The organism is Leminorella richardii, from assembly GCF_900478135.1.
Classification (GTDB): Bacteria; Pseudomonadota; Gammaproteobacteria; order Enterobacterales; family Enterobacteriaceae; genus Leminorella; species Leminorella richardii.
In genome coordinates, this window is sequence record NZ_LS483470.1 from 2,131,831 (window position 1) to 2,144,237 (window position 12,407).

9 protein-coding genes are annotated in these 12,407 nt (G+C 51.9%); 3 read left to right on the forward strand and 6 right to left on the reverse strand.

Annotated features, from left to right (window positions below; all coding sequences use genetic code 11):
- Window positions 1-1,080, reverse strand: a complete 1,080-nt coding sequence (yedE, locus tag DQM29_RS09815) for a YedE family putative selenium transporter (RefSeq protein WP_111740526.1) — start codon at window positions 1,078-1,080, stop codon at window positions 1-3.
- 313 nt (window positions 1,081-1,393) lie between these two features.
- Here yedE and DQM29_RS09820 point away from each other — a divergent pair, with 313 nt between their 5' ends.
- Genes DQM29_RS09820 through DQM29_RS09830 form a run of 3 tightly spaced genes read left to right on the forward strand, consistent with a single transcriptional unit; the run spans window position 1,394 to window position 4,527 of the window.
- Complete coding sequence (locus DQM29_RS09820) at window positions 1,394-1,636, forward strand: DUF1656 domain-containing protein (protein ID WP_232054893.1); 243 nt, start codon at window positions 1,394-1,396, stop codon at window positions 1,634-1,636.
- 1 nt (window position 1,637) lies between these two features.
- Window positions 1,638-2,495, forward strand: coding sequence for an efflux RND transporter periplasmic adaptor subunit (locus DQM29_RS09825; RefSeq protein WP_111740528.1), 858 nt, complete (start codon window positions 1,638-1,640; stop codon window positions 2,493-2,495).
- Between the two features lie 7 nt (window positions 2,496-2,502).
- Window positions 2,503-4,527, forward strand: coding sequence for an FUSC family protein (locus DQM29_RS09830; RefSeq protein ID WP_111740529.1), 2,025 nt, complete (start codon window positions 2,503-2,505; stop codon window positions 4,525-4,527).
- Between the two features lie 62 nt (window positions 4,528-4,589).
- On the opposite strand, the gene DQM29_RS09835 is transcribed toward DQM29_RS09830, so the two are convergent.
- The 5 genes from DQM29_RS09835 to DQM29_RS09855 form a co-directional block, all read right to left on the reverse strand.
- Window positions 4,590-5,861, reverse strand: a complete 1,272-nt coding sequence (locus DQM29_RS09835; protein ID WP_111740530.1) for an MFS transporter — start codon at window positions 5,859-5,861, stop codon at window positions 4,590-4,592.
- A 92-nt stretch (window positions 5,862-5,953) separates the two neighbouring features.
- A complete protein-coding gene (gene rhmD, locus DQM29_RS09840; protein ID WP_111740531.1) occupies window positions 5,954-7,159 on the reverse strand; it encodes an L-rhamnonate dehydratase in 1,206 nt (401 codons plus the stop codon).
- 18 nt (window positions 7,160-7,177) lie between these two features.
- Complete coding sequence (locus tag DQM29_RS09845) at window positions 7,178-8,080, reverse strand: dihydrodipicolinate synthase family protein (protein ID WP_111740532.1); 903 nt, start codon at window positions 8,078-8,080, stop codon at window positions 7,178-7,180.
- 7 nt (window positions 8,081-8,087) lie between these two features.
- Complete coding sequence (locus DQM29_RS09850; RefSeq protein ID WP_170126518.1) at window positions 8,088-8,894, reverse strand: IclR family transcriptional regulator; 807 nt, start codon at window positions 8,892-8,894, stop codon at window positions 8,088-8,090.
- A 280-nt stretch (window positions 8,895-9,174) separates the two neighbouring features.
- Window positions 9,175-12,054, reverse strand: a complete 2,880-nt coding sequence (locus DQM29_RS09855) for an autotransporter outer membrane beta-barrel domain-containing protein (protein ID WP_111740534.1) — start codon at window positions 12,052-12,054, stop codon at window positions 9,175-9,177.
- Window positions 12,055-12,407: the final 353 nt, after the last annotated feature.

The following is a 12,407-nucleotide window of genomic DNA, read 5'->3' on the forward strand; positions in this document are numbered from 1 at the left end:
CTATTCCTCACCCAGTTCGGCTTCCAGCTCTTTTCTTGCCATCAGTGTATAAATCAGTCCAATGAGGAAGACAATTGTCAGCCCGGCAATCACCATTATTCTTCCGTTCTCAGTGGGGCCGGCGGGGCTAGAGGCCATCGCGAAGTTATGGGCAATAGCAGCACCAGTTAGCATGCCCAGCACGCTAACTGCGGCATCAGAACTTCCTTGCCCTGCACTCACCAGTTGACGCAGTGGACAACCGGTAATAAAAACACCGCAAAGTCCCACCAACGCCATAGACAGGAAATTCCACACGCCGTCAGAATGCGCAATAGGCTGGTTGTCAAAGCCGAGGGTGAATTTGCCAAGGTAGAGATTGCCCGCAGCCACTAGCAGAGTCAGAGCCAGAACCCCTAGAGCCATATTAAAATTTCGCGACATAAAGACGTTTTTCGCCATGCCGATAAAGCAAAAACGAGTTCTCTGAACGATAACGCCAATAATCAAACCACCAGCGATGGAGAGCCACACTGGCGCATGGCTGGCTCCAGGCCCTTTTTCACTGGCGCGGAACAGGCCGCTGTCCCATAAAAACAGCAGCAACAGACCTAGGCACAGAATGGGAAACAGCGCCCCTTCTATAGAAGACTGTCGATAGTTACGCGGCAAAGAAAAGCCGCGCTTAAGAAATAGGCTGCCTATACCAATTCCCACCACTAATCCCACCAGCCCCACAGCGGCATTGAGATCCCCTGCGCCGAGTCGAAGCACCATTCTTAGCGGGCAGCCTAAAAAAACCAGACATCCCAGCATCATGAAAAAACCCAAAGTAAATCGTACCAGTGGCGCAGAACCGGCCTTGGCTTTAAATTCTTTAAACAAAAGTGCTGCCGCAAACGCGCCAATCACAAAACCGACGATTTCAGGCCTGAAGTACTGCACCGTTGGGTTACTGTGTAGCCCCATGCTACCCGCGCTGTCGCGAATAAAGCAGGCAACGCAAACCCCCATATTTGGCGGATTGCCCGCCGTTCCCAGGATAAGCGCAAGCGCACCGATAACAATGCCGGAAATAACCAGTATCCACGTTCTGGACATATTTTGAGTTCCTCTGATGGCGGGATAAATCCCTACTAATAGACCTATTAAGTAACAGCAGATATTACCTACTGCGCGCCGTCATATCTCTGCCCATGGTCACAATGCTATGTGTTTATAAAGATTATTTTGGGTTAATCCTATTAAACCGATTTACAATTTATCTGTCGCTGCAGCATTAAAAAGGGTTCGGATTTTATGTTAAGGGGAGTATGTTAAAGGGGACTTTTCACTTCTTCTGATGGCTTTTAACCTTGCGGCTTTTACGCTTAAAATAACTTTATCGTGCGTTGTTGTGGACAGGCTGACTAACGTGAACAATGGATTTTTTAATCAGGGCCTTGCACTACCAGACCTGATCTTCGGTTCCTCTCTTTATTTTCCTCCCGTATTCAAAGCGCTGTTCTTTGGTTTGATTCTCTGGCTGCTGGTTCATCGTCTGCTGCGGGACTGGCTCTATTCTGGGGAGGTTTGGCACCCGACGCTGATGGCGCTATCCCTTTTTATTCTCTGCGTTTGCGGCTCACTGTGGGTGCTCACCCATTGGTACATATAGAATGAAGCATAATACGTTAAAATATTTCTCTACGGTCATCGTCTTCGCCATTGCTATCGTTTCCGGCTGGTGGCTTTGGAACTACTACATGCAGTCCCCTTGGACGCGAGACGGCAAAATTCGAGCGGAAGTCGTCAACGTCACGCCGGAAGTTTCAGGCCGGCTGGTTCAAATTCACGCCAAAGACAATCAGAGCGTCAAAAAAGGCGACCTGCTGTTTGCTATTGACCCAAGCGCCTACAAAATCGCCGTCGATAAAGCAGAAGGCGATCTGGCTAAGGCGCAGTCCGATCTGAATAAGGCCACTCACGAAGCAAACCGCCGCCGAGGGCTTGCCGCCAATATCATCTCTAAAGAAGAGTTAGACGACGCGAATCTCGCAGTAGAAGCCATGCAGGCTAACTACCGCGCCGCTCAGGCAACGCTTGAACAGGCGAAATGGAATCTCGAACACACCAACATCTATGCGCCAACCGACGGCTACCTCACCAACCTTCAGGCGCGGATCGGCAGCTATGCTTCAGCCGGAACGCCGCTGGTGGCGCTGGTCGATACCCATTCGTTTTACGTCATGGGCTATTTTGAAGAAACCAAGCTGGGTAACATTCGCCCCGGATTGAAAGCCAACATTACGCTCTACAGCGGCGGTATTGCCCTGAGCGGTGAAGTTGAAAGCATTGGTCGGGCTATTTATGACCAAAGCGTCGATCCGGAAAGCGGCATGCTGATGAACGTTAAGCCCAACGTGCCCTGGGTACGTCTAGCGCAGCGCGTCCCTGTAAGGATCCAGATTACACAGGTTCCCGACAACGCGCTGCTGATTGCCGGTACCACCTGTACTGTTTCTATTCAGCCGTAAGATCGCCGTGAACATTGCCTGGCTGGAATGGAAAAACACCCCGTGGGGAAAAGCTACTGCTGGCCAGTGGCGCTATGCGCTGCGCAACGCGCTGGCCATGTGCCTATCGCTGGGCATCGCCTTCTGGCTAAATCTCGATGAGCCCTACTGGGCAATGACCTCTGCCGCCGTGGTCAGTTTTCCCACTATCGGTGGCGTTATCAGCAAAAGCATTGGTCGCATACTGGGTAGCCTCTTAGGGGCACTGGCCTCCATGCTTATTGCGGGTGCCTGCCTGAACGACCCTTGGCTGTTTACCTTTTTTATTGCCGGATGGTTGGCACTGTGCACCTATATTTCTAATCACTATCAAAACAACGTCGCGTACGCGTTTGCTCTCGCAGGCTATACCGCCGCCATTATCGCCTTCCCGCTGATCGACAGCACCGACTCGCTGGATATCTTTAACGTAGCGCAAGCGAGAGTCTGCGAAGTGGTGACCGGCATTCTGTGCGGCGCCATGATGATGATGATCCTGCCTAGCACTTCAGATGGTCACGCCATGCTCGACTCGCTAAAGCGCATGCACGTCAAGCTGCTTGAGCACGCACAGCTGCTGTGGCAAGCGGGCACCTCTCCTCAGATGCGCACGGCTCATGAAGGGGTAATCAGCCAAATCCTGACGATGAACGTGCTGCGGATTCAGGCGGTTTGGAGTCACTATCGCCTAAGGCGCCGCAACAATATCCTGAACTATATGCTGCACCAGCAGCTTCGCCTAACCGGCATTATTTCCGGCATTCGCCGCATGATGGTGAACTGGCCTGAACGCCCTGAAGCGTTGACCGACGGCCTGCAAAGGCTGCTGGATGAGCTGCGCCAGCCGGACACCAACAAATACCGCTTGGCCAAAGTGCTCAAAGATCTCTACCCCACTGACGTTAACGACTATCGCCATATGGCCTTTTGGCTACGGCTTCGCCACTTTTGCTGGATGTATTTGCAATCCAGCCGCTGGCTCCGCCAGCTGGACGAGGCAGCTCCAGAAACGACGTTTCAGCCCCCAAAAGTCAATACGCTGGCGCAGCATACCGACACCGTTGAAGCGCTGTATAACGCCCTGCGCACTTTTTTATGCATCGTTATCGGCTGTGCCTACTGGATTAACACCCAATGGGACGCAGGAGCCTCAGCCCTCACGCTGGCGGCGATCAGCTGTGTGCTCTATTCCTCCACTGCGTCTCCCATTAACAGTATCGTCACGCTCAGCAAGGCGGTTGTTCTGCTGTCTATTGGCTGCTTCGTGGTGAAGTTTGCCCTGATGATCCAAATTTCAGACCTGTGGCTGTTTTGCCTGTTTTTGTTTCCCGTTTTGCTCACTATGCAGATGCTCAAGCTTCAGCACCCAAGCTACGCATCCTTGTGGGGGCAGCTGATCGTTTTTATGGGCTCTTTTCTCACCATAACCAACCCGCCGTCTTATGATTTTGACCTCTATATCAATGACGACTTCGGCAAGCTGACGGGTGTACTGCTGGCGGGGCTAGCGTTTCAAATCCTCCGCCCCAGTTCAGACAAGATTAAAAGCCACCGTTTGATTCGCGCGTTGCGGCGTGACTTTATGGATCAGCTCAGCGCCCGCCCCCTGCAAAGCGAAGAATGGTTTGAGTCCGTGGTCTACCATCGCGTTAGCCAACTGATAAAAAGTAAAGATGAGATTTCCCGCCTGTGGGTGCTTCGCTGGGGGGTGGTTTTGCTCAACTGTAGTCACGTCGTATGGCGGCTGCGAGACTGGCAAACGCGTTCTGACCCGCTTTCCGTAGTGCGCGAAGTGTGTATTCGATGCCTTAAGGGCATTATGACGGAGAAAGGCATCCAGCACCGCTCTCTGGAAGCTTCCCTTAACGAACTGCTGAGGATCTGCAACGCCCTTTCACGCCACCACGATCCGGCTGCCAAAGAGCTGGCGGGGCTTATCTGGCGACTGCACTGCTCTCTGTCTCCACTGCAAACTGCACCGGTTCCTCTCGAGGAGACAAAGCCCGCGCAGTAAAAACGGCCTCTCGCCGATAAACAGCGAAAGGCCGTAAGCTATAACTTACACATCTATAAAGGCTATTTGCCTTCTGACACAATGTCCTTCTTCAGCATCATGATAGCCAGCGCGCCCACAAGAGTCAGCACAGCCAACGTGAGAAGACCCGCCATCGAATTATTCATCACGCTTTCAGCCTTCACGCGGATAAGCGGTGCCAAGAAGCCACCAATGGCGCCAAACATGTTCACAAATCCGATGCCCGCCGCTAAAGCCACTCCAGACAGAATACCGGTTGGCATTGTCCAATAGATTGGCTGTACGGCAATAAAGCCCGCTGCGGCAAAGCACAGTGCAATAATAGCAATAACCGGAGAAGCAAAGGCAGAAACGCCAATACCGATCCCGGCTATCGCCAGAGTTAGCGCAGCCAGATTGCGACGATTACCCGTTTTGTCAGAATAGCGGGGAATGTAGTACGTACCGAACATGGCGGCAATCCATGGAATTGCGGCAACCAGCGATGCCTTAAAGCCTACGTTGGTGCCAATCAGTGCGGCAACCTGTGTCGGCAGGAAGAAAATAAGCCCGTAGACGCTGATTTGGATCAACATATAGATGATGGCCAAGTGCCAAACCTGCACGTTGGTCACCGCATCCATCAGACGTGAAGTTTGCTTCTGTAACTCTTCGCTGGAAATTTGGTCAATCAGCGCCCGGCGCTCTTCCGGCGTCAGAAAGCGCGCGTTTTCCAAGTTATCGTCCAGATACATGAAGGTCCATACACCGGCCATCACAGCCAGCGCGCCTTCAATCATAAACATCCAGAACCAACCGGGATGGCCGCCAAAACCGTGCATTTCCAACAGCGCCCCAGACAGCGGAGAGCCTAACGTCAGGGCCAGCGGCGCTCCCATATAGAAAAGCCCCATTACGCTGCCCCGAGTACGCTGTGGGAACCACTGAGAGGTCAGGTAAATCATACCCGGAAAGAAGCCCGCTTCCGCTGCACCTAATAGAGTACGAACTGCCAGAAACTTCCATTCTGTATCACAAAATGCCATCGCAGAAGACAGTACACCCCAGCACAGAGTGGTCAATCCAATCCACTTTCTGGCGCCAAACTTTTTCATCAGCAGGTTAGCCGGTGCCCCTAGGCAGGCATAGGCGATGAAGAAAATCCCCGCGCCTAGCGCATAAGCCTCGTTACTCAGGCCGGTATCTAACTGATAGGACTCTTTGGCAAAGCCGATATTGGCGCGATCGAGAAACGCTAAAATGTACAACGTCAGCATAAACGGCACCAGCCGCCAGCGTGTTTTAGTTACAGCCGTATTGAGAACCGTAGTCATGACTAGATCCTTATCGTATTTATCGTTTTTATGGAGCCCGCGCCGGGCGGGCTCCTATGATGAAACTAACGTGATGAACTCACGACGCAGTGTTAATGCGTATAAGGGCGCGTTAACTGGCACTCAGGGTTCAATTCCACGCCAAAGCCCGGCTTGTCCAGCACGGATTTGTGCATGCGTCCGTTAACCGGTACAGGTTCATCAAGCAGGACGGGGTCAAACTGAGGACGCATCGTCGAGCAGTCTGGGCTAGTCATCAGGAACTCACTGAACGGCGTATTGGTAAAGGTGATCACCGCGTGGTGAGAATAAACAGAGGAACCGTGAGGCACTACCAGCTGGCCGCGGGATTTAGCGATAGCCGCGATTTCCAGCAGCGTTGTCAGGCCGCCACACCAGCCGACGTCTGGCTGCATAATATCAATACCGGTTTCAGACAGGGTGCGGAACGACTGCACAGTACCGTGGTGCTCGCCAGACGTCACCATCATTCCCGGAGGTGCATTGCGCTTCAGCTCAGCGTAGCCTTCATACTGCTGAGGCGGTAAACACTCTTCGATCCACTTGAGGTTGTAAGGCGCGCAGGCGTGAGCCAGCTTGGTCGCGTAGTTGACGTCCTGGCTCATCCAGCAATCGAGCATCAGCCAGAAGTCTGGGCCGCACTTTTCACGCATGTCGGCGACCATTGCCGCATCCTTACGGATACCCGCATCACCGTCGTGCGGCCCCCAATGGGTTGGCATTTTACCGCCGATAAAGCCCATGCCTTTTGCCAGATCCGGACGCGCGCCGGTGGCGTAAAACTGAATTTCATCGCGAACAGCGCCGCCTAGCAGCTTGTATACCGGCAGGTCGACCACTTTACCAAACAGATCCCACAGCGCCAGATCGACACAGGAAATGGTGTTCATCACCAAACCACCGGAACCGGAATAGTACATAGTGCCGTTCATCATCTGATCGTGGATAAGCTTAATATCAGAAACGCATTTGCCTTCAATAAAACGGTTAAGGTGCTTTTCAACGATAAAGCAGCCCATTTCCCCGCCGGTCGATACAGCAAAGCCCTTCACGCCGTTATCTGCCTCAACCTCAACAATCAGCGTTCCCAGCACGTTAATGCCGAAAGACTGGCGAGACTGCTCGTACTCTTTGTACTTGCTCATCGGCGTAGCGATGTGGTCGTCAATCCAGTGGCTATTGCCCTGATCGTGGTAGTCTGCGCCGCCCGCCCCTTTCTTGGCGGTTGCGCCCCCCATAAAATACGCTCTGACCTGTTTGATTTTAGGTAGTTTCATGGTTATCCTCTGTTTCGCTTAGTTGGCAATCGTTAGAAGTTGTTGCAAGGCTTTCTCTAGTTTGTTTTTTATGGAGTTAGCCTTCTCTTTTACTGCATCAATCTGCGGGAACGGTGATTCCCCCATACTGAATCCTCTTATTTCCATTCCGAGCTTGTAGCCCATCGGGAAAGGCAGTGAAGCCATCATCATCATGACCGGCAGTGCAGCCATTTGTAGTGCCAGCGCCTCTTCGTCACGCCCGGCCTGAGTCAACTGGTAAATTTTGACCATCACTTCCGGCAGCACGCCTGACGTCGCCGTCATGCAGCCTTTTCCACCCGCTTTCAGTGAAGGGTAAAGAAACTCCTCTCTGCCCGTCAGGACACAAAACTGCGGATCGGCCTCCTTGCACAGTGAAAGCATCTGCATAAACTCCACAGCGTTACCGCCGGAGTCTTTAATGCCTACTACGTTCGGTAAACGGGCCAGCTCGGCAACCATCGCTGGCGTCAGGGCGTCGGCAAAGAACGGGATGTTGTAAAGGCTGACGGGCAGCGTCGTGCTCTCAATAATGGCTTTCATCGTCGCGACAATAACGTCCGGCGCGTGGCGATAGAACGTCGGCGGCATCAGCACCAGCCCCGTAGCTCCCTGCTCTTTGGCAAATTTCCCCAGCGCAATGCTCTCCTGTGCACAGCTAGAGGGAATGCCGCACCAGACGGGAACGCGCCCGGCAGCCTGATGAATAACGGTTTCCATCAGCGAGCACTTTTGTTCAAACGACATCAGCCCAGACTCACCGACAGAGCTGACCGGAAATAGCCCGCTAAGCCCGGCGTCAATCTGAAAGTCGACGATCTTTCTCAGCTCGTCTAAGTCGGGCTGCCCGTTCTTCCACGGCGTCAACATGGCGCTGTAGATACCTAAGGGTCGAATCATGCGTGTTTCACTCCTTCTCTTTATTAACGTGTAACGATACTCTGGGCTGCATTTCGCACCCCATTTCTCTGGAAATCAGCGCGGCGGCGTGCATCACTCTTTCCGCCAGCGCCTGCAGATTGCTTTCATTAACCTGCAGCGTAGTTCCTACCGCAGAAATAGCGGCAACCAGCCTGTTTGATGAGTCAAATACCGGAGCTGAAATACACTGTATATTCAGCAAATCTTCCTGATTGTCGAAACTCCAGCCACGCTGCTTAATCAGAGTCAGCTCGCGGATCAGATCCTCTTCACAGGAAAGGGTATAGGGCGTCATCACCTTAAATTCGATAGCTGACATCAGCTCTCTTTGGCGCTGAGGGCTTATCCACGCCAGCAGGCACTTGCCCAGCGCCGAACTGTAGAGAGAGACTCTCTTGCCCTCCCAAGAGCGCACCTGAATAGTGCTCTGAGAGTCAATTTTGAGTAAATAGATGGGGTCGTCACCGTCAAGGATCCCAAGATGGCATACCAGACCGGTATCCAGCATCAGGCGGGTAAGATGATCTTTAGCGATTTTTCTCAGGTCGAGCTGCTCCACCGAGCGGCTGCCTAGCTCCATCAGCTTCAGCCCTAGCCGCAGGCTACCGTCATCGCTTTGCGCCAACAGACGCAGACGCTTTAGCTCGTCGATCATTAGGTAAAGAGAGCTTTTTGGCAGCATCAGGCTTACTGCCACGTCGGTAATAAAACAGTGCCCGTTTTCTGCTACGAAGTTAAGAATGTCAATCGCTCTGGACAGCGCCGGAACTTTCGATTTTTTGTTATTTTCCATTATATTGGAATCCATTCTTTTATATTAGAAGCTATTTCTACCACTGTCGCAGCGATGAAAAAAACATCGATATCTCCAATCTGTGACCGTTCTCTCACGGCATCTGCGTTATCGCCTCCTGTTTCCAATCGGGTGGAAAAAAGCGCTTAAAAAGCAGAGAGATCTTGCAGTAAAGACAGGGCTATTTGGCGGGATTTACAACATCGTTTGCCAGCGTTGACGCAAAAAAACGGACGGTGATTAACCGTCCGTTTTAAGTCAGCGAAATGCTAGTAGTTGTTTAGAAGCTAAAGCGATAGCCACCGTTGACTTGGCGCTGATCGAACCGGTTGCCGGTTGAACTGTCCACTTCCAGATAGAGGGTGTGGGCCTTGTTGATCTGTGCACTGACGCCAAGACCGTTATTCCACCAGTTACCTTTGAAGCTGTGCTTCTCTTTAGAACCGTTCAGACGGTAGCTGGTATCACCGTCAAACTCCCTGACCAGACCGGTTTTCAGGTAAACGTTAACCTGGCTATTGCCCGCTGTTGTCTCATAGCCGAACAGCGCACTGGCGCGGCCCATCATCGAGCTGTAGCTGCCAAGGTCGATTTTCAGACCGTTACTGGCGTTAACGTGTGCCGCATCCTGATAGCCATAGGTAAACTGCGCCTGCGGCTCAATGTAGAAGCCGTTGCCCGGCTGATTCAGGCTGAACTTCTGCCCAACTTCCAGTGAAGCGCTAACTCCTGTTGAACTACCGTTTCCGCTCACGCCGTTGTTCTGGCTGTCAAGAACGCTGAACTTGTTCTTCAGGCGAGACAGCTTAGCGATGCTGTCCACGTAGAAGCCGCTGTCGGCCATATAGGTCGCGTACAGTCCCAGATGGTGCGACTGAACCGTACCGTCTCCGTGACGATAGTCCGGCGAACCGCGCGTCATGCCCATAAAAGTACCGATATACAGCGGTGTCTCGGGGGTAATACGCTTATCAAAACCGAGTTGAGTGCCGCTATAGCTCATGTCGAACCCACTCAATTTGCCGCCTGAGAAGGAGTCAAATTTACCGCCGAACCCTCTGATCCAAGCGTTGCCCTGCTCGCTGCTCTGGCGCAGATCGCCCATGCGCTGCATCAGCGTCTGCATTTCCGCGTAGTTCAGCAGGTAGCCGACGTTGAGGAAGTTACCACCGGCGTCAGCCGTACTGGTAATAGGCGGCTTGGGCTTCCCGCCTGGATTAGGATTCGGATCGGGGTCTGGATTCGGTTCTGGATCCGGATCTGGCGTTACCGGTGGCACATAGATGCCAGAGGAATAAAGCTCCCAGTCGTTACCGTTCTTACGCACGTTATACAGATAGCCGCCCAACTCTACTTCTGAGGTAGCAGAGAACGTCGCTGCACCGTCGGCGGTTTCGACTACCGTCAGAACTTCATTACCGGTTGTCGCTAGGCTGCCGCGGTTCATAATGGTTAACAGATGGCTACCGGCGCTTGTACCGGTTACCACCAGCTTGTCGCCAATATTGTTTACCCCATCGCCGTCACCAACGATATCGGTACGTAGAATGAAGGTACCGTTACCGCTCAGCTCAGCAACGCTCAGCGTTGAATAGTCGGCAGGAGTCAGTGCCTGAGACAGGTCGACAGTAGTATTGTTCAACACCAGCTTATCCAGATTGGAGTTGTCCGTTACGTTCCAACGACCATTGTTCATGGTGACGTTTAACAGCCCGCCGTTAACGTTGTCGCTGTAGGCGTCCCCTGTCCATAAAGAGCCGGAGGCCATGTCTAAATTAATCAATCCGCCCTTTGACCACACAGCGCCGTTAATCAGCATTTTGCCCGTTGCGTTAATTCGGCTGGCGGCGTATCCGTCATTGTGCTGGGTCGCAATGGCAATCTCATTAGCTGTCGCCATATTCACCGTCAAATCGCCCGTCAGATCGATTTGACTATTAGTCATCGCATAAACGCCGCGCGTTCCTGCACCGCCGGTAATAGTCAGGTTTTCACCGGTCATCACACCGCCGCCAAGAGCCCACATGCCTAGCGCCAGTGAACCGCCGCGGTCGATAGCAATATCAGTATTCTTCAGATTGATTTTTGCACCGGTAAACTGGGCTGATGCGCCGTAAGAGCCTCCAGCAGAAACCTTATTACGGTTGCTCGCTGTCCCAATATAGTTGATGGTTGCACTGTTCCCATTGGTGACCAGCGCACCACCCAGAGCCGCAGAAACTGAGCTGCCGGCACCGATATCTGCTGTTCCTTCGCGTATCTCAAGACCGTTGGCGCTATTGCCATGAACGTCTATTGTTAGCGCGTTTGCCTTAATTTTGCCAAAGCTCCAGATACCTGTAGAACCACTGCCTTCGGTCGTGATTTTGCTTCCAGTACCCAGATCAACCTCAGTATTTTTCTGAATGTCGATACCGTATGAGTTAATGCCCTTGGTCTCAATCGTCAAGTCGGTCGCAGTAAATTTTGCCACACCGTTAGCAGCAACGCCGTTCAGGCCAGCAACATATACGCCAAAGGCCTGACTGCCGTCAGTAGTGATTTTACTGCCGCTGCCCAAGTCTGCAGTAGAGCCGTAGTCATCAACTCGCAGGCCGATAGCGCTACTGCCCTTGGTTTCAATGGTCAAACGATCGGCTAATAGCGTTGAGGCGTTACCTAAATCAATGCCTGTCGCTAAGCCGGTGCCCGTTCCTTCAACTTTAATGACACTGCCTGAGCCCAAGTCTGCCTTGATTTTGTTATTGTTGAGATCTATCCCAACCGCGCTTTTTCCAAGCACTTCTACGTTCAGCCCGGTGGCAGTAAGAATGCTGTTTGCCCCCTGAATAACAATGCCTTTGGCATAGTGAGTCGGATCCGTCACGCTGACAGAAACGCCGCTGCCCAAGTTGACAGTTCCCGTATTGTTATAGGGATTCAGAACGCCGTAGAGACCACCGCCGCTGTCGGCAGTATCAGCAATGATTTTGTCCCCGTTATTAACGGTGATATTTGCTCCACTTTGACTACCGAGATCGGCTGCCTGCGCAGGCTGTAGAAAAGCGACCGCACTCAGGCTAAGAAGCCCTGCAACCGCCAGCTGGCACTGGAGAGAACGTTTGGAAAATTGAGAGAGACGAGTTCCCTGAAATTCCCTATTGTGCAGATTCATGTCCATAACATTCCTTTCAACTACACGATAACAACAACAATTCCTTTAGGCTTTAACCTAAAACCTTGAGCTAAAATAAAAAACCCCACAGATGAAAGAGTGCCATTCTTTGGCAATTATCATTAAAATTAAATTAAAATCGAAAATAATAGGTATTGAATAATAATAATCTTCGAGCATGTTGAATGTAATATGAACGATTACAAACAACAAATTGTTCCTTCCTTATAAAACACGCATTTTAATAGAAAGCACAGATTAAATAAATCAAATCGATCGAGAAAGATGATGTTAAAAGTAGAGAACACTCTATGCTCGACCCTCTTCTGACCAGAGAGGACAACTGCAACCAATTGATA

Bases quoted from the DNA above. Each gene is read 5' to 3' on its own strand.
- yedE (WP_111740526.1), bottom strand. From the start codon at position 1,080: ATGTCCAGAACGTGGATACTGGTTATTTCCGGCATTGTTATCGGTGCG.
- DQM29_RS09825 (WP_111740528.1), top strand. From the start codon at position 1,638: ATGAAGCATAATACGTTAAAATATTTCTCTACGGTCATCGTCTTCGCC.
- DQM29_RS09835 (WP_111740530.1), bottom strand. From the start codon at position 5,861: ATGACTACGGTTCTCAATACGGCTGTAACTAAAACACGCTGGCGGCTG.
- rhmD (WP_111740531.1), bottom strand. From the start codon at position 7,159: ATGAAACTACCTAAAATCAAACAGGTCAGAGCGTATTTTATGGGGGGC.
- DQM29_RS09845 (WP_111740532.1), bottom strand. From the start codon at position 8,080: ATGATTCGACCCTTAGGTATCTACAGCGCCATGTTGACGCCGTGGAAG.
- DQM29_RS09850 (WP_170126518.1), bottom strand. From the start codon at position 8,894: ATGGAAAATAACAAAAAATCGAAAGTTCCGGCGCTGTCCAGAGCGATT.
- DQM29_RS09855 (WP_111740534.1), bottom strand. From the start codon at position 12,054: ATGGACATGAATCTGCACAATAGGGAATTTCAGGGAACTCGTCTCTCT.